This window comes from Chelativorans sp. J32, assembly GCF_000518985.1.
In the GTDB taxonomy this organism is placed as follows: domain Bacteria; phylum Pseudomonadota; class Alphaproteobacteria; order Rhizobiales; family Rhizobiaceae; genus Chelativorans.
This window is the reverse complement of record NZ_JAEQ01000014.1, coordinates 104,024-123,292: the sequence shown is the minus strand read 5'-3', so window position 1 is coordinate 123,292 and position 19,269 is coordinate 104,024. Positions and strand designations below refer to the sequence as shown.

The following is a 19,269-nucleotide window of genomic DNA, read 5'->3' as shown; positions in this document are numbered from 1 at the left end:
GCGGACGGCTCGCCGGTCGCGGTGCCGGAGAAGGTCACGTTTGCCACCGTTGTCGCCGTGTAGCGATGCTCCAGCAGCACCGAATCGTTCGGCGCCATGGTCGCCGTGTTGTCGATGCCGAGCCGCGGCATCGCGATCATGATCTTTGATCCAGCAGGTGGTGGGGCGGCCAGCGCCGGTGACGCCAGCGCGGCAACCGCCATTGCCGCCGCCGCCAGATGGCCGGAAATCCAGGCGATCCCTCGCCTCTTTCCGCCCAGCTGGGCAAGGTTGAAGAAATTAAATCTACTGGGCATGGCGAATCACCTTTCACCTCCGATTGGTTGAGCCTGGCGGGATCAAGAGGTGTTTTGCCGGTTATGCACAAATTAGTTCACAAGTTTAACTATTCATTTACCATAATTAATTGCCTTTAATCAGAGAAACACTTAAAGATAAAGTGGATATATACTTACAACGTAGGGATATCACCAAATAACCGCATGGGCGCATTTAGAATGGTTTATCTTCTCGTCATAAACACCAACGCTAAACAGAAACGGAAACCTTCCCGCTAGCTTCCCATAATCTCGATGCATGCATTTGCTCAAATGCCGACCGGGGGCTGGCAAGGGCGGTGAGCTGGGTTAAATTTCGGAACAGCTACAGGGCGGGGGAGCGGTAAAAGCGGTTGGACGAGATGGAAACCTATCGGATCAGGGGCGCCCGGATCTTGTTCGGTCTTCTGTGCTGCTTGGTTCCAGTGACCGGCAGAGCGGAGCCTTCCAGCAACGGCGATCATCTTGAACATGTGTGCCGTCTGATCCAGCAACACAGCGCAAGACACGGGCTTTCACCGCATTTTCTCGCGCGCCTTCTGTGGAAGGAAAGCCGGTTCGATCCCAACGCGGTAAGTCCAAAAGGAGCCGAGGGCGTCGCACAGTTCATGCCTGCCACCGCTTCGCTCCGCGGACTTGACGATTCCTTCGATATCGAGCAGGCGATACCGGCCTCTGCAGAGTATCTTTCAGAGCTGAAGCAAAGGTTCGGCAATCTCGGATTGGCGGCTGCGGCCTACAATGCCGGTGAGGCTCGCGTCTCTCGGTGGCTTGCAAAGGGCGGGTCTTTGCCCCTCGAGACGGAAAATTATGTCCTCGACATTCTCGGCGAGCCGGTAGACCAATTCGTCAACCGCACCACCGAAGTTATTGTCCGGCCGCTTCAAGCGGGAAAAAGCTTTGATGAAGCCTGCCGAAACTTCCCACTTATCGCTTCGACCACGATTGCCATGGCCCGTGTGCACACAAAGCCATGGGGTGTTCAAGTTGCTGGTCACTTCCGCCGTGACGTCGCGATCCGCAAGTGGGAACGCATCAGCAAGCAGGTAAAGGCGATCATTCCGGACCAGCCGCCGGTCATCTCCCGAATCCGATCTCCGCGCGGCCGGAACGGCATCTACGCCGTGCGCCTGGGCGCGGACACGCGAGAGCAGGCGAATGAGTTGTGCCGGAAGATCCAGAACATCGGCGGGAGTTGCATCGTTCTGCGCAATCGCTGAACATTAGCTTTCAGGGGGGTTGCGTGGCTCGATCAAACAGGCTAATGAGCCCCCCATTCCTGAGGTGATTACCGGATGGTTTCGCTCCCTGAAGCGGGAGGAAAGCTTTCAGGCGCCTCGGTTGGGTGATTAGCTCAGTTGGTAGAGCAGCTGACTCTTAATCAGCGGGTCATAGGTTCGAATCCTATATCACCCACCACTATTCTTTGATTACTTGGCGCTCGTAAGCTAACCAGCAGATTGGTTGGAATTCAGCTCGCCCTCTCTTGCTCACGCGCCGCCTTCCTGAACAGATGGGCCGATAAGAGCCACATGCCGGTGAAGAAAGCGGTCAGGAATATGATGGCCTCCGGAAAGCTCGGCGACGTCTGCCCGTATCCGGCAGCCAGCGCCACGATGCCAATCATGGCCTGAACGAGCCCCGCACCCGACATCGTCCTCGCCATCTCAGCGGGCCGGAAGCGGCTGATGAGCGATCCGATGGTGGCGACGAGGAGCACTGCGCCATAGAACAAATTGGCGGGATTGTCCTCGCTGCCGATGATCCCAACGGCGAGGTTGATCCAAATGAGAAGCAAAGCTGCTGCTAGAGCGACCCCAATCCCAGCCAGGTAAGCACGGCTCCCGGTATTCCTTACGGCAAGCTCGTAGATGAGGCCGGCGCCGACCACCAGCGTGCCGGCAAGGACGAAGTCGGCAAGACCCCATTTCACCTCGTCGGTGATCTGCATCGCCAGCAAGGGCAGCAACAATATAAGCAATGCTGCAGCGCCCCAGGTCATCATGCTCCGGGCATGCGTGCGCCAAGCTTCGCCGTTCCATTGTTTTGTCGGCATGCATCCCTCCCTAAACACAAGAACCGGATGACCGTGCCCCCGACATCGGGAAGAATTAAGGCCAGACGCCTCTCACAAGAGCAGAGTTCCTTCCGCCACCCTGACGGCGCGGCCCCCGATCCGGGCTGCCTCTATGCGGTTTGCGACCACCTCCATCTCAAGCCGGATACGGGACGGTCTTCCCATCTCGATCCCCTGCTCCACCCAGTAGCGGTGGGTTCCTTCGACCGGCTCGTCATAGGTTAAGATCGCCCCGGCGAAAGCAGCCGCCGCCGAGCCGGTGGCCGGGTCTTCCGGTATGCCGTCCTGGGGTGCGAACATGCGCGCATGAAATGAGCAGTCATGATTCACTGTTTCGCGGCAATAGACATAGGGAAAGCCGATCAGCGCCTCGTTCTGGAGAACGATCTCATCCCAGAGCCGAGCGTCGAGACGTACCCGGCCCGCCACTTCCAGATTGGCCACCGGCACGCAAACATAGGGCACGCCCGCCGACCAGACGCTCACCGCGTGATTTTCAAAGCCGATCTCGTGATGGGGAATGCCAAGCGAAGCTGCCACTGCTTCGGCGGGCGTTTCAAAGAGGATGCGCTCCGGCAGACGCGGCAAATCGAACTCGGCAAAACTTGCGCCATTGCCCGCCGAGACCGCGCAACGCACCGGACCGACACCTTCCTCCAACACCACCAGCGACGTACGTTCGCTGCCGCTCGTTTCCCCCGCTCGTGCCAAGGCGATGGCTGTGCCGACCGTTGGATGACCGGCAAAGGGCAATTCCGTTCGGGGTGTGAAAATCCTTACGCGAGCGGTATGGACGGGCTGTTCCGGCGCCAGCACGAAGACCGTTTCCGACAGATTGAACTCGCCGGCGATCCGCTGCATTTGCGCCGGATCAAGACCGTCAGCGTCGAGAACGATCGCAAGCGGATTTCCCGTGAGCTGCGTATCCGTGAAAACATCATAGATCAGATATCGTCTTGCTCTCACCGCTCGCTTCTCCCTTAAGGCGGATCCGGCTAAATGGGCGTTCGAACCGGATGCATAATACAGGTTTTCCGCCCTCAGACGAGATCGAGCGAGATTGCCACCGGACAATGATCAGAGGCCTTGGGCCGGTCCCAGCCGGTGCGCGGATAGCGCTCGACCTCCTGTCCGGGCGGGAAGATCGTGCGCCAGGGCTGACCGTTGCGTATGATATCGGGCATCGCCGTGGCGTTCCGCTTCGCCAGCGCCGGTGAAAGCAGGATATAGTCGAGCTGGCAGAGATGCCGTTCCTCCGGCCCGCGCGTGTGGTAAAGCGTCCACCGGTCCAGCACTGGGCGGCGCTCCACGACATTCTCGCAGAAACCGCCACCGGTCAGCACATTCACGCTCGACTGTGCCTCCTTGATGGGCTGGAAGCGATAACCGCTATGCGAGTCGCCCTCGATGATGACACGCTCCCGGTAATCGTTGAGGTCTCCGCAGATCACCCACCGCTTTCGGGGCGCTCCGTCCGGCCCGAAACGATCGAGGATGATCTTCCGCACGGCGGCGGCCTCCGCATTGCGGATGGGCATGGAGCCCAAACGAGCGTCAAGGCCATTGCGAGGCGAACTCATCGCCTTGAGATGCAGGATATAAATGGTGAGCGGCTTTCCGCCGACAAGGACATCGATTTCCAGACAGTCGCGGCGGAAAATGCGCTCGTTGGGCCCTACCCCCAGTTCCGCCAGCTCCGGCGTATGGAGAGCAAGATCATCAAACGTGACATGCGCATGAGTGCTCATGCGCTGGAATTCGATCGGCTCACCATGGGCGGTCTCCCGGCGCATCATGATAGCCACATCGATCCCGCGGACGTCATTTCCGGCCGAGGAATATTTTTCCCGGTAACCCGAGCCGATCATCTTATGGAGATAACCATATTCGAATGCGTTGAGCGCCGCCTGGTTATCCACCTCCTGCAGGCACAGGATGTCGGCGCGGGTGGCGGCAATCGCTAGGGCTGTGAGCTGGCGTGTATCGTCGGTGTGGGCGATGGTGCGTGCCCGCTCCAACTCCTGATATTCGGCTTCGCTTTTGATCTCGAACATCGCCAGCGCGCGGTCCTGGTGCAACTGGTTGCGGAAACCAGAAAAATCGAACCGGTTCATCAGGTTTTCGACATTGAAGGTGGCGATGCGCAGCGACATGGTCGCGTTTTCTCCGCATTGGCAGGCAAGCGATCACACGCAAGTGACGTCAGTTGCAGCGCGATTACGCGTTCATGCCGCATTCATGCGCCACGGAGCATAATCCCGCAAGCTAAGCTCAGCCGAAATGGCTTTGCTCGACTGAAGTAGGAGTTGCAATAATGAAAAGAGCGCTTACCGCCCTGACATTCTGCACATTCGCCGCCCTCGGCCTCGGCGCCGCAGCGTCCACGGCCCAGGCCTCAGCTCTTTCGGCGGGCGCAGCAACAGGCTCGATCTCAATCACCACAAGCGAGAGTGCGAACCTCGTACAAGTCAGACACCGCGACCGCCATTGGGGCGACCGTCGCCACTGGCGACGCCATTGGGATCGGGATCGTTACTGGCGCCGGCCCAGATCCGGTTTCTATCTTGAATTCGGCACCGGAGGTTACCGCTACGGTCCCCCGCCCTATTATGTACGTCCGCCCTATGTGCGGCCACGTTATGTGGCACCGCGCAGGGCTTATGGATTGCCGGCAGCACATGTGAATTGGTGCTACGCCAGATACCGTTCCTATCGCGCCTCGGACAACTCGTTCCAGCCCTATAACGGACCGCGCCGGGCATGCGTGTCGCCCTACTGGCGATAAGCTGAGGCCGGAAAGCAAACGGCGGCGCTGGTGCGCCGCCGCTTTATCCGCTCGTTAGTTCCTGGACTTGTCGACGAGCTTGTTCTTCGAAATCCAGGGCATCATGGCCCGCAGCTTCTCGCCCACCTCTTCGATCTGATGGGAATCATTCAAGCGGCGCGTTGCCTTGAAACGTGCTGCACCGGAATGCCACTCCTGCATCCACTCCGCGGTGAAGCGGCCGGTCTGGATGTCCTTGAGGACCCGCTTCATCTCCGCCTTGGTCTCGTCGGTGATGATGCGCGGACCGGTCACATATTCGCCCCACTCGGCCGTGTTGGAGATCGAGTAGTTCATATTCGCGATGCCGCCCTCATAGATGAGGTCAACGATCAGCTTCACCTCGTGCAAGCACTCGAAATAGGCCATTTCCGGCGCATAGCCGGCTTCCACGAGCGTTTCGAAACCGGCGCGGATGAGTTCCACCAAGCCGCCGCAGAGAACCACCTGCTCGCCGAACAGATCCGTCTCGCATTCCTCGCGGAAGGTCGTCTCGATGATGCCGGAACGTCCGCCACCAACGCCGCACGCGTAGGAAAGCGCCAGGTCGAGGGCGTTTCCGGAGGCGTCGTGATGAACGGCGACCAGGCAGGGCACGCCGCCGCCCCGCTGGTATTCGCTGCGAACCGTGTGTCCCGGTCCCTTGGGAGCGATCATGACCACGTCTACCGTCTTCTTCGGCTCGATGAGGCCGAAATGGACGTTTAGACCATGGGCGAAGGCGATCGCTGCCCCGTCACGGATGTTCGGCGCGATTTCGCTGTTGTAGATGCCGGCCTGCAGCTCGTCGGGCGTCGCCATCATCAGGAGATCCGCCCATGCAGCGGCCTCCGCCACGGTCATCACCTTAAGACCGTCGGCCTCTGCCTTCTTGGCTGTCGCGGAGCCTGGACGCAAAGCCACTGCCAGTTCCGTGGCCCCCGAATCCTTCAGGTTCAGCGCATGGGCGCGCCCCTGGCTGCCATAGCCGATGATTGCGACCTTCTTCGATTTGATCAGGTTCAGATCGGCATCGCGATCGTAATAGACACGCATCTTCTTTCCTTCCTTCGCGTCTTTTGGCAGACCGGCTTCACGCCGTCTCCGCCCTCTCCTTCTCCCGCACTCCGTAAAGTGCGAAGAACTGTTCCACTGCCTGATCCGCTCTGGCAGCGAATGTTTCCGGTCGGCGCGCGCGCTCTTCTCCCAGGAGCATCCTCACATGCAGATCACGCACGATGAGGCCATAAAGCGTGCGATAGGCCTCGTCGCGGTCCTGATAGACAATGTGGCCGCGTCGCTTTCCTGCTTCGAGCAGAGCTCCGGCACTTTCATCGATGCGCCGCCTCCCCTGCTCCACGAGAAGTTGCCCCAACCTGCTCCCCTCCCGGCTTGCCTGCCCAATCGCAAGGCGGTTCAACGCCAGGGACACGTCACCGGCAAGTACCTGAAGCAGATCGAGTGCGAAACCGACGAGGTGCGCACAGAACCGGTCCCGGTCCATGACCGCGCCGTCATCCACGAAACCCCGAACCTTGCTTGCCTGATGGGCGATCATAGCGGCAAGTAGCCCCTCACGGTCGCCGAACCACTTGTAAAGGCTTTCCTTGGAGCAACTTGCCGCCCGCGCCACCCCAGCCGTTGTCAGCGCTCTCTCACCGCCGGCCACCAGAAGCTCAAGAGCGCGCTCCAGCACGTCGTGCTGCCTCGGCGTAAACCCCTGTTCGCTACCGTCCCTCAACTCAAATTCCCATCAGTACCGTACGGTACGGTTCTCTCACAAACGGGCAGGAAGGGCAATAGCGATTGGTGCGTGCGGTCGGTTGAAAGTGCGGAATAGCACCCGCATTACATCCAGCGAACGCCTCACGCGCTCCGGCGATCAGATGGTTATCTGGGTCCCGATTTCGACGACACGCCCCGTCGGTATCTGGAAATATTCCGTCGCGTCGGCGGCCGTCCGGGCGAGCGCAACGAAGAGCCTTCCCTGCCAGAGCGGCATGCCGACATGGGCGGACGGTCGCAAGGACCGGCGCGACAGGAAGAAGGAGGTCGACATGATATCGAACTTCCAGCCCTTCTTGCGGCAGATGATAAGGGCCTTCGGAATGTTCGGCTGCTCCATATAGCCGAAAGTCATGGTCACCCGCATGAAAAGGTCGTTGATAGGCTCCATCTTCACGCGCTCGGATTCGGGCACTCGAGGCTGTTCGGCCGTCAACACGGAAAGCACCACATTGTGCTCGTGCAGGACCTTGTAATGCTTCAGGCTGTGAAGGAGCGCCGTCGGCGTGCTCCCTTGATCTCCGGTCAGGAAGACGGCGGTGCCAGGGACGATCTGAGGCGGCTTCTTGGCGAGTTGCTCGGCGAGCGCATCGAACGGCACCTTGTTCTCGCGCGTCTTGTTCAAGAGCAGTTGCGTACCGCGCACCCATGTCACCATGAGAAGCCCCGCAATAAGCGCCACCGCCAGGGACACCCAACCGCCATCGGCGAGCTTTGCTATGTTGGCGGCAAAGAAGCCGACATCGATGGCACCGAAAACCAGAAGCACGGCAGTTGCCGCCATGATGGTCCAGCGCCAGCGCAACCACATGATGACGAAGAGGAGCAAGGTCGTCACAAGCATGTTGCCTGACACGGAGATGCCGTAGGCCGATGCAAGTTCGCTCGATGCGCCGAATCCAAGGACGAGGACCATCACGCCCAGTCCCATCAGAAGGTTGATGCGTGGCAGGTAAATCTGGCCCTGTTGGGTTTCAGACGTGTGCAGGATTTCGAACCGCGGCAGGATGTTGAGTTGGGAGGCTTGCCGCGCAAGCGAGAAGGCGCCGGAAATCACGGCCTGACTTGCGATCACCGTGGCGGCGGTGGCCAAAAGCACCATCGGGACCAGAGCCCAGGAAGGCACCATTTGGAAGAAAGGGTTCTGCGGCAGGCCACCATGGGCCAGCACGAAAGCTCCCTGCCCGAAATAGTTGAGGAGCAGGCTGGGAAAGACGATTGCGAGCCATGCGAGGACGATCGGCTTCCGACCGAAATGACCTAGATCGGCATAGAGCGCTTCCGCGCCGGTCACCGCGAGGAATACAGCGCCTACCGTCAGAAACGCGATGTCGGGCTGATGGAGGAGATAGATCACCGCGTAATAGGGATTTATGGCGAGGAGCACTGCTGGGTCGTCCGCTATGTGCAGGACGCCGATAACACCCAGAGCAAGGAACCAGACGGCGGTGATAGGGCCGAAGACGATTGCCACCTTGCCGGTTCCAAAGCGCTGCACCGAAAACAGCGCCAGCAGGATGACCAGAGTGATCGGAACCACGTAAGGATCGAAGGCCGGGGTAACCACCTTCAGCCCTTCTACAGCCGAGAGCACGGAAATCGCCGGCGTGATCAAAGCATCGCCGAAGAAGAGGGAGGCGCCGCAGATGCCGAGGGCGAGAATGAGCCCCGAACGCTTCGGATAGCTGCCGCGGGCGAGCGCCATCAATGACAAGATGCCTCCCTCGCCCCGGTTATCGGCCCTCAAGACGAAGATGACATATTTGATTGTAACGACGACTGTCAGCGCCCAGACGATCAGGGAGAGGACGCCGAACACATCCTCACGCGTCGCTAGTCCGCCACCAGATGAGGCATGCAGCGCCTCACGGAAAGCGTAGATCGGACTGGTGCCAATATCGCCATAGACGACGCCCAGAGCGCCGATCACCAGGATCCGGAGGTTCTGGCGGGCTTCCATTTCCCGGGCTCCGCCCAGATTGCCCGCATCGGCGCTGCCACCCAACTCGGCATCAGCCATGAATTCACTCCAGCACAAAGGACGCTGCGAGTTATCGAACCCACACATCGTATATTCGATGCGTTAGGAATACGGCGGGCTGCGATAATCCTGTTGCAGTGCAAAAGCAACAGGATTCAGCGAATCCGGCCCCGGCATCACGAGGTGTTTAGTGCAGTTGATTGTAATCAGCGGCCCAGCGCGGAGAGAAAACGCCTCACAGTCGCACCCATGCCGAACTCGAGCGCGTCAGCCGTGAGGGCATGGCCGATCGATACCTCCGCTAAGGCTGGAATCTGCTCCACGAGCGCGGGAAGATTGGCGACGGTGAGATCATGTCCGGCATTGACAGCGAGCCCGAGGCGGAACGCAGTTTCCGCTGTCTTTGCAAGCTTTTTCAGCTCTTTCTCAGCCTCTTGGGAGGACGAATGGCAAGCACCGTACGGGCCTGTGTAAAGCTCTATCCGATCTGCCCCTAACGACTTGGCGATAGCGAGGTCCACCTCGTCCGCATCCGGATCGGCGAATAGCGAAACCCGGAAACCTTGCCTTTTCAACCGGGCGACCCTCGTTTCCAGCAACGGCTTCTCGTCCCGGAAGCGCCAACCATGATCGGAAGTGGCCTGCTGCGGATCGTCGGGCACAAGAGTGACCTGCTCCGGCTCCGTCGCCTCCACAAGCTCCAGGAACTCCTCCGAGGGATAACCCTCGATGTTGAACTCGCACCCGGGAAACTCGTCATCTATAAGGGCTCGGATCTCCGGCAGGTCCGAGAAACGGATATGACGCTGGTCCGGTCTCGGATGGACCGTAAGCCCATCCGCTCCCGCCGCCAGAGCTATCCGGCCAAGCCCGGTGACGCTCGGCCATGGCAGGTCGCGGCGGTTGCGCAGCATGGCGATCGCGTTCAGGTTGACCGAGAGCTTAACCGTCATCTTACCGTCCCATAATGGCTGGTTTTTTCCCCTCCTCCTATACCGTTTCTTTCGGAACCGACAGGTCCAATAGGTGTTGTCGTGGCAAGGTAGTCAGAAACGAGCAAGCGAGATGCTCATCAACGAAACACCGCCGAGCATACGGCGGATCGAAACGGACCGGGCGGATGCCTATGCTTTTGAGATTACGGGCTATATCGAACCCGCCGACATCGAAAACATGTATGGCTTGTTGGAAGGCGCCTATCAACTTCACGACAAGATTGATGTGGTCGTTATGATCCATGATTATGAAGGCGTCGATTGGAGCGGTGCCTGGAAAGACCAGTCATTTCTGGAAAAGATCAAGGCGCTGAAGCATATCCGCAGATATGCAGTGGTCGGCGGCCCCACATGGGTACGAGCCATGATGGGTGTCATGGAGCCGTTCCTCTCTGTGGAGATGAAGCATTTCGAGCTGGAGGAGGTGGCGGCCGCCTGGGAATGGATCGGCACCAAGCCCCTGCCGAGCCCTGTCTAGCGCTAGCGAACGATTGTCAGGCGTTCCGCAGCCCGCGTAATCGCGGTGTAAAGCCAGCGCTGGCGGGTATCGCGGAATGCGAAGCTCTCGTCGAAGAGCATCACCTGGTTCCACTGCGAACCCTGCGCCTTGTGCACCGTCAGCGCATAGCCGAAATCGAAATCGTCATAGCGCTTCTTCGTCTGCCAGGGAATCTCGCCCTCGGGATCCTCGAATGCAGCCTTGAGCAGCTTGATCTTTGCCACGCCACGATCCGGATCGTCCTCTTCAGGGGAAACAAGGAGATTTATGCCGGGCTTCACCGTCTCGCGCGCTGCCGTCATCACCTTCCAGAGCGAGCCGTTGAGCAACCCCTTTGCCGGCTCGTTACGCAGACACACAAGCTTGTCGCCCGCTTGAGGAAAGAGGGCATTGAAGCCCTTCAGTTCACGCAGACGCTGGTTGTAGCGCCGGCGGGTGCGGTTAACGCCCACCAGTACCTGGTCTGCCGCGAGCACCATGTCGCTATTGATTTCATTTCTGGAAATCACCTGCGCCGTGCCGAAGTCGCCGTTCACGAACTCTCGGCCTTCGCGAACGTCCAGCGCGAGCTGGATGATGGGATTGTCGCGCGCCTGCCTATGGATTTCGGTGAGCAGGAAATCCGGCTCGTGCTCCGTGAAAAAACCGCCGCCCGAAATCGGTGGAAGCTGCCCGGGATCGCCAAGCACGAGGATCGGCGTACCGAAGGACATCAGGTCGCGCCCTAGTTCCTCATCCACCATCGAACATTCGTCGATGATGACGAGCTTGGCCTTTGCGATGGGGCTTTGCCGGTTGATCGAGAAGGTCGGCGAGATGAGCGTCTTGCCCGTTGCCTCATCTTCTACCTGCTCTTCACCGCGCGGGCGGTAGATGAGCGAGTGGATCGTGCGGGCATTGGAGGCGCCCTTGGACCGGAGCACCTGCGCCGCCTTCCCCGTGAAAGCAGCAAACTGCACGTCTCCGTCAACATGCTCGGCGAAATAGCGGGCGAGCGTCGTCTTGCCGGTGCCGGCATAGCCGAACAGACGAAACAGCTGTGAACCGCCGCCCTTCAGCCAGCGCGAGACGGCCTTCAGGGCCTCATCCTGTTGGGGTGAAAACTGCATAGGCCCCAAAAACCAGATTCTGACGCGTCTGAACAGGCCTGCCGCGAACTATCGAAGCATCGGCCAAAGAGTAGCCGCCAGTGCCAGACCCATCAGAATGTTGAACCATTTGAGGCGCACAGGATCGGCCAGGAAGCCTCGCAGCGCCACTCCAAGTCCCGCCCAAAGAGAGACACTCGGAAGATTAACCAGACCGAATGCAAAAGCCACCAGAAGCAGCGAGGCAAGCGGATATTTCGGGTCGGTATAGATCGCCATAGCTGTAACGGCCATGACCCAGGCCTTCGGGTTCACCCATTGGAAGGCTGCAGCCTGAAGAAAACTCATTGGTCTTCCCTCGCTCTCAGCCCCGCTCGCGGGGGCCCGTGACATTGCGATCTTCCAGGCCAGATAGAGCAGATAGATGCTGCCTAGGGTTTTCAGAGCGAAGCTGGCCTGCGGTACCGCCATCAGCAAAGCTCCGAGGCCGAACCCCACGGCCAGAAGCAGGGAAACGAACCCCACGCCGATCCCGAGCATGTGGGGGATCGTACGTACGAACCCGAAATTGAGACCCGAGGTGAGAAGCATAAGGTTGTTGGGGCCCGGCGTTATCGATGAGACAAATGAAAACACCAGAAGGGCAGCAAACATATCGGACGACATGGCGCGCTCAATTCAGAAGGTTTAAAGTAGGTCAATAATGCTGACCTACTTTACCAAACACCTGCCCCCGCGTCCAGCGTTGGTGTGAAGGAAGTGACGATGCCTGCTGCGTTACATGCCTTCCGGCCCGCGGTTCATCGCAGCCACGCCGGTCCGGCACACCTCCACGAGGCCAAGCGGCTTCATAATGGCGATGAACTGCTCGACTTTTGAAACGCGACCGGTGATCTCGAAAATGAAGTGCTCCGTATTGGCGTCGATCACCTGCGCTCGGAACGCGTCCGCCAATCGGAGCGCTTCGACGCGGCTGTCCCCCGTGCCGCGAACCTTCACCATTGCAAGTTCGCGTTCTAGGGGGCGCTCCTGGCCGCGCTCATGCGCGTTCAAGGTCAAATCCACCACCCGGTGCACGGGCACGATGCGTTCGAGCTGATGCTTGATCTGTTCGAGCACATGGGGGGTGCCGCGCGTCACGATGGTGATGCGCGACAGATGCCTTTCGTGCTCGGTCTCCGAAACCGTAAGACTGTCGATATTGTAGCCCCGACCGGAAAAAAGGCCGATGACCCGGGCAAGCACCCCCGGCTCGTTGTCAACGAGCACGGCCAGGGTGCGCGTCTCGGCCGTCTGGGTCTCTTTGGTGATGAAATAGGCCGATCCGGTCGGTTGAAGCTGTGCGTTCATCGCTTTTGATCTCTTTGTGAAGTCTTCTGCTTAAAGCTCGATAACCGATAGGTTTTGACTACACGAGCGCCCTGCCCTCGGCATCGATGGCATTCGCGACCGCTTCATCCGTCGCTTCGTCCGGAAGCAGCATTTCGTTATGTGCCTTGCCCGACGGAATCATCGGAAAGCAATTGGCAAGATTCGCCACCCGGCAATCGAAGATCACCGGCTTCTTCACCTCGATCATCTCGCGGATCGCGTTATCGAGATCGCCTGGCCTTTCGCAGCGAATGCCGTGGCAACCATAGGCCTCCGCCAGCTTCACGAAATCAGGCAGCGCCTCCGTATAGGAATGCGACAACCGGTTTCCGTGCAAAAGCTGCTGCCATTGCCGCACCATGCCCATATATTGATTGTTGAGGATGAAGATCTTGATCGGCGCTTCGTGCTGCACGGCCGAGCTCATTTCCTGCATTGTCATCAGCACGGAAGCATCACCGGCAATGTCGATGACCAGAGCGTCAGGGTGGGCGATCTGCACGCCGAGGGCGGCAGGCAGGCCATAGCCCATCGTGCCAAGGCCGCCGGATGTCATCCAGCGATTGGGCTGATCGAAACGGAAATGCTGCGCGGCCCACATCTGGTGCTGCCCCACCTCGGTGGTGACGTAGACATCGCGGTCCTTCGTCAGCTCATAAAGCCTCTCGATCGCATATTGCGGCATGATCACTTCATGATTGGCTTTGTAGGCGAGCGACTGGCGCGCGCGCCACCGGTCGATCTGCTCCCACCAGGGCTTCAGTGCAGCCTTGTCGGCCTTCGCGCCGGCCCGCCAAAGCCGAACCATGTCCTCCAGAACACGACCGGCATCGCCGATGATCGGGATGTCGACGCGCACATTCTTGTTGATCGAAGAGGGATCGACATCGACGTGGATCTTCCTGGAATTCGGAGAGAATGCGTCGAGGCGGCCTGTAATGCGGTCATCGAACCGCGCGCCGATGCACAGCATCACGTCACAGTCATGCATGGCCATATTGGCTTCGTAGGCCCCGTGCATACCGAGCATGCCGAGCCAGTTCTCGCCTGAAGCAGGATAAGCGCCGAGGCCCATCAAGGTCGACGTGATCGGAAAGCCCGTGAGCTCGACCAGTTCGCGCAGGAGATGGCTGGCTTCTGGTCCGGCATTGATGACGCCGCCGCCGGAATAGATGATCGGACGGCGAGCGGAGGCCATCAGCGAAACGGCCGCGCGGATCATCTCCTGATTGCCATCGAGGGGTGGATGATAGCTCGTGCGCGGTGCCGTCTGGGGCGGCGTATAAATGCCCTTCGCAAACTGCACATCCTTTGGGATGTCGACAACGACCGGTCCCGGCCGGCCCGTGGTGGCGACATGGAAGGCCTCGTGCAGGATTGCGGCGAGGTCGTTCACGTCACGCACCAGCCAATTATGCTTGGTGCAGGGGCGCGTGATGCCGACGGTATCGCATTCCTGAAAAGCGTCCGAGCCGATAAGCGTGGTGGGAACCTGGCCGGTGATGCACACGAGCGGGATGGAATCCATCAGCGCGTCCTGGAGCGGCGTGACCGCGTTCGTCGCGCCCGGGCCTGACGTCACGAGCATCACACCGGCCTTGCCCGTGGAGCGCGCGTACCCCTCGGCGGCATGCCCCGCGCCCTGCTCATGACGAACCAGGATGTGCTGGATTTCTTCCTGCTGGAAAAGCTCGTCATAGATCGGAAGCACCGCGCCGCCCGGATAGCCGAAGATGTGTTCGACGCCGTTATCCTTCAGCGCCTGCACGACCATCTCCGCGCCGGTCATCTCCTGCCTACCAGTTTCGTGTGCCCTCGGCTCTGGCGCCCGCTGTTCCATCGCTCTTTTCCTGTGCTGATAATTCGTCTTTCGGCCAATAAAAAAGGCCCCCGGAGGGAGCCTGTCTTTCGCACATGAGTGGCTGTCGCCCGGCGGCTACGCCGCCTTGCCCATGTGCCTTCCTACTACGAGAATGATCTTCGTAATCATGGGCGCGAACAATAATGGCGAAGAGCATTCAGTGTCAACGGCAAAGTCGCAGAACTGGTCTCGTCGGCGAGAACCGTCTAGATGGCAGGAATATTAGGTGAGCCGAAATGAAAATCGAGACTGAACGTCTGATCTTGCGCCCGTGGGAACATCGCGACCGCGCGCCGATGGCGCGAATCCATGGAGACCCGGATGTTCGCCGCTTCTATTACAAGGTGCTGACACCCGAAGAGACGAATGCCGACATCGACCTTTCCATCGAACGCGCCCGCATCAACGGATTTCATTTCCAAGCGGCCGAACTGAAGGAAACCGGCGAGTTGATCGGGCTCATTGGGCTCGGCCGGGTCCCCGATGCAACCAAGGCCGTGATTCCCAGCCGCCCGGACGTGGAGATCGGCTGGGTCCTTGGAAAACAATTCTGGGGCAAGGGCCTCGCCCCGGAAGGGGCGCGTGCCTGGCTCGACTATGCGTGGTCCATCGGCTTACCGGAGGTGGTCGCCTTTACCGCCCGTATCAACCTCCGCAGCCAGCGTGTGATGCAGAAGATCGGGATGCGCTATGATCCGGCCGACGACTACATGCACCCCAAAATTCCCGAAGGCCATCCTCTGCACGCGCATGTTCTCTATCGCATCGGCAATCCATCGCTCTGACCGGCACCGATACTCATGAACGTCACTTCGCAAGCCATTGCGAGCTCGGGCTCCAGAAGATGATGTCCGCTCCGAGGTAAGCTGAGGCGAACCCGATGAATTCTTCCTTCGTGAAATGCTTGCCGGTTTTGGGGTTGGTGTAGGTGAGCGTCGGCTCCTGAACAGCCATCGCCACGAGTTCGAGCCTGCCTTTGTACTGGTTGAAGAAGGGATAGGCATTCTTCATCTGGGCCTTGCGATAGGGAACAATGTCCGGGCCGCCAAGGCCGATCCCATGCTCCGCGGCATATTTGAAAAGCCGCTCCATATAGCCGCGCTCGTTTTGCCATTCGCAGGGCCAGAAGTTCACATATTGAACCACATGCGCATTGCTGAACGCGGCTCTTGCGGCGGCCATATTCTCCATTTCGGCCTCGAAATAGGCATCGCAACTGAAACCGGTCTTGTCGCGCTTCCGGTCGATATCGACCGCCGTCTCGGGCAGGTTCACGCCGGCTACCCGCCCATCGAACTGGCCCGCCAGTGCTTTCAGGAGTGACTGGTACCGTTCCCGCACGGCGGGATTCCATTGCATTGCGACCCAGCCCATGCCTTCAGGTTGTCCCTCACCTGCGTTATCGGCCTGAGGGGCCAATCCTCCGCCATATCCCTGCTCCTTCATGAGATAATCGGGCACGTTCCGTGCCTCGGGGGAAAAGAACCGGTCCTGTATCTGGATGAAGAGCCCCTTGCCCGCAGCCTTCGTGGCGGCCAAATCCCGTTCGACCGCCGAGAAATCATACTCGTTCTTGCCGCGCTCGAGTAACCTCCAGCTATAGACCACTTGAACGCCAGCAATATCCGGCCGCGCCAGAAGCCCTTGGATCCGCTGGAGCTCGCCAGCCCCCACATAGAGGAAATTGACTGGAAGCTTGGCCGCCTCTGCCGCCCAACCGCTGCACGGACAAAAGAAAATGAGCGCCAACGCGCAGGCTCGTGCAAACATCCTAAAATTATTCCCTGATCAGCAATGGAGAGAAGTCGGCAGATCAGTGAGGAAAAAATATGGCCCCAGAGGCTCGCGGCGGAACCATTCGCTCTCGACCTTAACGTCTGCGCAACCATCCATTCTCATCGCGCCTTAACTTCGCCCGTTTACCTTCCCTCTGCCAAGAGGGGGCTACATCATGCATCAGGCAGACAGCGCAGACATTCAAGGCGCAGATCAGGAAAGGCGGGCGGCTGCCCAGCCGCGTTCGCGAACACTCGGGCACGTGGTGCAGTGCGATGGCGCACGCGCCATCGTCGCAGCCTCCATCAGCACGGAAGAAGTCGCTCTCGCCGCGACCTGGACGGTGGGCAGGCTCATTTCGATCAATCTGGGATCGACGCGGACGGTCGGCCTTGTCTATGCGATCGAGAGGCCGAAGCGCGTCTGGGAAGAAGATGGCAGCAATCCTCTTGCGATATTCGTGGAACTCATCGGGGAAGTGCGCGACCTCGATGGAAAACAGATTTTCGACCGCGGCATCACGCAATACCCCCATGTCGGGGCCATTGCCCACCGGATCCGCAACAGCGATCTTCGTGCCGTCTATGACCTCGGAGGACGCCGCTCCGTTGTGATCGGGCATTTGTCCCAAGACAACACCATCGAAGCCTGTCTTGCTGTCGACGACATGCTCGCTCGCCACTTCGCCGTTGTCGGGACAACCGGCGTCGGAAAATCCACCGCGGTCAGCCTGCTATTGCGCAAGATGATCGAGGTCCGCCCCGACCTGCGCATCCTCATCCTCGATCCACATAACGAATTCGCTCCCTCCCTTCCGGACCATTGCGTTCGCATAGACACGAATTCACTGGATCTGCCCTTCTGGTTGTTCCGCCTGGAAGAACTCGTGGAAGTGCTCTATCGCGGCCGCGAGCCCGTCGCGGAGGAAGTGGAACTACTCCGCGATCTGGTCGCCTCCGCAAAATATCTCTACCGCAGCCCCAGCAGCGTTCTGCTTCGCCGCCCCACAGACATGGGCGCGATCACGGCCGACACGCCGGTGCCCTACCGCATGGCGGATGTCATCCGGGAGATCGATGATCGTATGGGCCAGCTCGAAGGAAAAGCCGAGCGGCCGTATTATCGTCAGCTGCGCGCCCGCATCGACGCCGCCATCAACGACCCCCGCTACCGGTTCATGTTCGCATCCCGGCTTATAGAAGACTCGATCCACGAGACGATCGGCCGGATCTTTCGGGTTCCAAGCGAAGGGCGCCCGGTCACCTGCTTCGAGATGGCGGGATTGCCTTCGGAGGTGGCCAATTCGGTCTGCTCGGTGCTGGCCCGCCTCGCCTTCGATCTTGCGCTTTGGAGCGAAGGAACGCTCAAACTGCTTCTCCTTTGCGAGGAAGCGCACCGTTACATGCCGGCCGATCCGCGGCTTGGCTTCGCGCCGACGCGCTACGCGCTCTCCCGAATAGCGAAGGAGGGGCGCAAATATGGCTGCTATCTAGGCGTGGTGACACAGCGCCCGGGGGACCTCGATCCAACCGTATTGTCGCAATGCTCCACCATTTTCGCGATGCGTCTGGCCAACGAGCATGATCAAGCCATCATCCGCTCGGCAATCCCCGATTCCTCCGCCTCCATCCTCAACTTCCTCTCTGCTATCGGCCAACGCGAGGCCATTGCCTTCGGGGACGGAGTGGCTACCACCATGCGCATGAAGTTCGAACAGCTTGCGCAGGAGTTTCTACCGGGGCTCAAGGACGATATCGACCGCACAGAGGATCCGGCAGGCGCCGCGACGGATTCTGAAGAGATCAGGCTTGCATCGATCGTTAGCAGGATGCGCAATGGTGGCCAGCGGGAAAAGCTGAAAGTGTAGGCGAAAAGCCCGCTGATCTCATTGCATGTCGGCACATCGGGAGGTTGTAATGGTCAATCAAGCGAGAAAACGAGCGCTGGTGACGGGCGCTGCAATGGGCATCGGCAAAGCAGTAGCCGAGAAGCTGGCGAGCCAGGGTATCTCGCTGGTTCTCCTCGACCGCGCGCGGGAGCAGTTGTCCGAGGTGGAGCACGCACTGCGCAGCGCAGGGGCTGACGTATTCAGTGTAGTCGGATCGACCGCTGAGCCGGAGATATGCAAAAGGGCCGTCAGCTTGGCTTACGAGAAGCTTGGCGGGCTCGACATGCTCTCTCACAACGCCGGCATCCAACGTTACGGCACAGTCGAGACCACAGACGAGGCGCTGTGGGATGAGGTCATGAGCGTCAATCTGAAAGCCGCTTATCTCCTGTCCCGCGCGGCGATGCCCGCCCTTAAGGAGAGCCGGGGCGCAATCGTTCACGTAAGCTCCGTGCAGGGTCTTGCCAGCCAGGAGGGCGTGCTTGCCTATACCACCGCCAAGCATGGCCTGATCGGGCTGGTCAAATCCATGGCCGTCGACTATGCGCCCTTTGGCGTGCGCGTGAATGCTGTCGCTCCGGGTGCCGTGAACACGCCGATGCTCCAGGAGTCCGCGAAGCTGAGCGATGATCCGGATGCGCTGTGGCGGGTCCTAAACGGGATGCATCCCCTCGGGCGGACCGCTCGCCCCGAGGAAGTCGCGGCGGTGGTGGCCTTCCTCCTCTCCGACGAAGCTTCCTTCGTCACGGGTGAAGTGGTCCGGGTGGATGGCGGCCTGCTGACGCGCATCCCAGGTACGCCACGCAAGGAATGAGGAAATGCACCACT

General features: G+C 59.7%; 19 protein-coding genes and 1 tRNA gene. 7 read left to right on the top strand and 13 right to left on the bottom strand.

Going from position 1 to position 19,269, the window contains the following annotated elements; translation table 11 throughout:
* Window positions 1-296 (bottom strand): hypothetical protein (locus CHEJ32_RS0117345; protein WP_028034921.1); only part of this gene is annotated, 296 nt, incomplete at its 3' end.
* A 383-nt stretch (window positions 297-679) separates the two neighbouring features.
* Between CHEJ32_RS0117345 and CHEJ32_RS0117340 the strand changes: the two genes are divergently transcribed.
* Window positions 680-1,537 carry a lytic transglycosylase domain-containing protein gene (locus CHEJ32_RS0117340; protein WP_028034920.1) on the top strand — a complete coding sequence of 286 codons (858 nt, stop codon included), beginning with the start codon at window positions 680-682 and terminating at the stop codon, window positions 1,535-1,537.
* A gap of 123 nt (window positions 1,538-1,660) precedes the next feature.
* Window positions 1,661-1,736 (top strand) — tRNA-Lys (locus tag CHEJ32_RS0117335).
* A gap of 52 nt (window positions 1,737-1,788) precedes the next feature.
* On the opposite strand, the gene CHEJ32_RS25175 is transcribed toward CHEJ32_RS0117335, so the two are convergent.
* The 3 genes from CHEJ32_RS25175 to CHEJ32_RS0117320 form a co-directional block, all read right to left on the bottom strand.
* Entirely contained in the window at window positions 1,789-2,373 is a 585-nt protein-coding gene (locus tag CHEJ32_RS25175) for a hypothetical protein (protein WP_245261154.1), read from the bottom strand.
* Window positions 2,374-2,445: 72 nt separating this feature from the next.
* Complete coding sequence (locus CHEJ32_RS0117325; RefSeq protein WP_028034919.1) at window positions 2,446-3,360, bottom strand: PhzF family phenazine biosynthesis protein; 915 nt, start codon at window positions 3,358-3,360, stop codon at window positions 2,446-2,448.
* Window positions 3,361-3,434: 74 nt separating this feature from the next.
* A complete protein-coding gene (locus CHEJ32_RS0117320) occupies window positions 3,435-4,547 on the bottom strand; it encodes an endonuclease/exonuclease/phosphatase family protein (RefSeq protein ID WP_028034918.1) in 1,113 nt (370 codons plus the stop codon).
* 161 nt (window positions 4,548-4,708) lie between these two features.
* Here CHEJ32_RS0117320 and CHEJ32_RS26820 point away from each other — a divergent pair, with 161 nt between their 5' ends.
* On the top strand, window positions 4,709-5,179 hold the full coding sequence (locus tag CHEJ32_RS26820) for a BA14K family protein (protein WP_084032840.1): 471 nt from the start codon (window positions 4,709-4,711) through the stop codon (window positions 5,177-5,179).
* Window positions 5,180-5,233: 54 nt separating this feature from the next.
* Here the strand turns inward: CHEJ32_RS26820 and ilvC are convergent, their stop codons facing one another.
* The 4 genes from ilvC to CHEJ32_RS0117300 form a co-directional block, all read right to left on the bottom strand.
* On the bottom strand, window positions 5,234-6,253 hold the full coding sequence (gene ilvC / locus CHEJ32_RS0117315; RefSeq protein WP_028034917.1) for a ketol-acid reductoisomerase: 1,020 nt from the start codon (window positions 6,251-6,253) through the stop codon (window positions 5,234-5,236).
* A 37-nt stretch (window positions 6,254-6,290) separates the two neighbouring features.
* Window positions 6,291-6,938 carry a TetR/AcrR family transcriptional regulator gene (locus tag CHEJ32_RS0117310; protein ID WP_028034916.1) on the bottom strand — a complete coding sequence of 216 codons (648 nt, stop codon included), beginning with the start codon at window positions 6,936-6,938 and terminating at the stop codon, window positions 6,291-6,293.
* A gap of 141 nt (window positions 6,939-7,079) precedes the next feature.
* Window positions 7,080-8,942: a potassium transporter Kup gene (locus tag CHEJ32_RS0117305; RefSeq protein ID WP_245261156.1), complete on the bottom strand. Its 1,863-nt coding sequence runs from the start codon at window positions 8,940-8,942 to the stop codon at window positions 7,080-7,082.
* Between the two features lie 227 nt (window positions 8,943-9,169).
* Window positions 9,170-9,916, bottom strand: coding sequence for a pyridoxine 5'-phosphate synthase (locus tag CHEJ32_RS0117300; protein WP_028034914.1), 747 nt, complete (start codon window positions 9,914-9,916; stop codon window positions 9,170-9,172).
* Window positions 9,917-10,028: 112 nt separating this feature from the next.
* Between CHEJ32_RS0117300 and CHEJ32_RS0117295 the strand changes: the two genes are divergently transcribed.
* Window positions 10,029-10,436, top strand: a complete 408-nt coding sequence (locus CHEJ32_RS0117295) for an STAS/SEC14 domain-containing protein (protein WP_028034913.1) — start codon at window positions 10,029-10,031, stop codon at window positions 10,434-10,436.
* Between the two features lie 2 nt (window positions 10,437-10,438).
* Here CHEJ32_RS0117295 and CHEJ32_RS0117290 read toward each other — a convergent pair whose 3' ends face one another.
* From CHEJ32_RS0117290 to CHEJ32_RS0117275, 4 genes are all read right to left on the bottom strand, one after another.
* Window positions 10,439-11,566, bottom strand: coding sequence for an ATP-dependent RecD-like DNA helicase (locus CHEJ32_RS0117290; protein ID WP_028034912.1), 1,128 nt, complete (start codon window positions 11,564-11,566; stop codon window positions 10,439-10,441).
* 48 nt (window positions 11,567-11,614) lie between these two features.
* Window positions 11,615-12,211 (bottom strand): LysE family translocator, encoded by a 597-nt coding sequence (locus tag CHEJ32_RS0117285; RefSeq protein WP_028034911.1) that lies wholly within the window; start codon window positions 12,209-12,211, stop codon window positions 11,615-11,617.
* A gap of 111 nt (window positions 12,212-12,322) precedes the next feature.
* Window positions 12,323-12,895 (bottom strand): acetolactate synthase small subunit, encoded by a 573-nt coding sequence (gene ilvN / locus CHEJ32_RS0117280; protein WP_028034910.1) that lies wholly within the window; start codon window positions 12,893-12,895, stop codon window positions 12,323-12,325.
* A gap of 58 nt (window positions 12,896-12,953) precedes the next feature.
* Window positions 12,954-14,756, bottom strand: coding sequence for an acetolactate synthase 3 large subunit (locus CHEJ32_RS0117275; RefSeq protein WP_028034909.1), 1,803 nt, complete (start codon window positions 14,754-14,756; stop codon window positions 12,954-12,956).
* A 257-nt stretch (window positions 14,757-15,013) separates the two neighbouring features.
* Here CHEJ32_RS0117275 and CHEJ32_RS0117270 point away from each other — a divergent pair, with 257 nt between their 5' ends.
* Window positions 15,014-15,562: a GNAT family N-acetyltransferase gene (locus CHEJ32_RS0117270; RefSeq protein ID WP_028034908.1), complete on the top strand. Its 549-nt coding sequence runs from the start codon at window positions 15,014-15,016 to the stop codon at window positions 15,560-15,562.
* A 22-nt stretch (window positions 15,563-15,584) separates the two neighbouring features.
* Here CHEJ32_RS0117270 and CHEJ32_RS0117265 read toward each other — a convergent pair whose 3' ends face one another.
* Complete coding sequence (locus CHEJ32_RS0117265; protein WP_245261153.1) at window positions 15,585-16,526, bottom strand: hypothetical protein; 942 nt, start codon at window positions 16,524-16,526, stop codon at window positions 15,585-15,587.
* A 202-nt stretch (window positions 16,527-16,728) separates the two neighbouring features.
* Between CHEJ32_RS0117265 and CHEJ32_RS0117260 the strand changes: the two genes are divergently transcribed.
* Entirely contained in the window at window positions 16,729-18,420 is a 1,692-nt protein-coding gene (locus CHEJ32_RS0117260) for an ATP-binding protein (RefSeq protein ID WP_028034906.1), read from the top strand.
* Between the two features lie 49 nt (window positions 18,421-18,469).
* The gene (locus CHEJ32_RS0117255) at window positions 18,470-19,255 is read left to right on the top strand and encodes an SDR family NAD(P)-dependent oxidoreductase (RefSeq protein ID WP_028034905.1); all 786 of its coding nucleotides are present in this window, start codon (window positions 18,470-18,472) and stop codon (window positions 19,253-19,255) included.
* Window positions 19,256-19,269 lie beyond the last annotated feature (14 nt).

Excerpts from the sequence above, each read along its gene's own strand:
- CHEJ32_RS0117340 (WP_028034920.1), top strand. The coding sequence starts at position 680 with ATGGAAACCTATCGGATCAGGGGCGCCCGGATCTTGTTCGGTCTTCTG.
- CHEJ32_RS25175 (WP_245261154.1), bottom strand. The coding sequence starts at position 2,373 with ATGCCGACAAAACAATGGAACGGCGAAGCTTGGCGCACGCATGCCCGG.
- CHEJ32_RS0117320 (WP_028034918.1), bottom strand. The coding sequence starts at position 4,547 with ATGTCGCTGCGCATCGCCACCTTCAATGTCGAAAACCTGATGAACCGG.
- CHEJ32_RS26820 (WP_084032840.1), top strand. The coding sequence starts at position 4,709 with ATGAAAAGAGCGCTTACCGCCCTGACATTCTGCACATTCGCCGCCCTC.
- ilvC (WP_028034917.1), bottom strand. The coding sequence starts at position 6,253 with ATGCGTGTCTATTACGATCGCGATGCCGATCTGAACCTGATCAAATCG.
- CHEJ32_RS0117305 (WP_245261156.1), bottom strand. The coding sequence starts at position 8,942 with ATGGAAGCCCGCCAGAACCTCCGGATCCTGGTGATCGGCGCTCTGGGC.
- CHEJ32_RS0117300 (WP_028034914.1), bottom strand. The coding sequence starts at position 9,916 with ATGACGGTTAAGCTCTCGGTCAACCTGAACGCGATCGCCATGCTGCGC.
- CHEJ32_RS0117295 (WP_028034913.1), top strand. The coding sequence starts at position 10,029 with ATGCTCATCAACGAAACACCGCCGAGCATACGGCGGATCGAAACGGAC.
- CHEJ32_RS0117290 (WP_028034912.1), bottom strand. The coding sequence starts at position 11,566 with ATGCAGTTTTCACCCCAACAGGATGAGGCCCTGAAGGCCGTCTCGCGC.
- CHEJ32_RS0117285 (WP_028034911.1), bottom strand. The coding sequence starts at position 12,211 with ATGTCGTCCGATATGTTTGCTGCCCTTCTGGTGTTTTCATTTGTCTCA.
- ilvN (WP_028034910.1), bottom strand. The coding sequence starts at position 12,895 with ATGAACGCACAGCTTCAACCGACCGGATCGGCCTATTTCATCACCAAA.
- CHEJ32_RS0117275 (WP_028034909.1), bottom strand. The coding sequence starts at position 14,756 with ATGGAACAGCGGGCGCCAGAGCCGAGGGCACACGAAACTGGTAGGCAG.
- CHEJ32_RS0117270 (WP_028034908.1), top strand. The coding sequence starts at position 15,014 with ATGAAAATCGAGACTGAACGTCTGATCTTGCGCCCGTGGGAACATCGC.
- CHEJ32_RS0117260 (WP_028034906.1), top strand. The coding sequence starts at position 16,729 with ATGCATCAGGCAGACAGCGCAGACATTCAAGGCGCAGATCAGGAAAGG.
- CHEJ32_RS0117255 (WP_028034905.1), top strand. The coding sequence starts at position 18,470 with ATGGTCAATCAAGCGAGAAAACGAGCGCTGGTGACGGGCGCTGCAATG.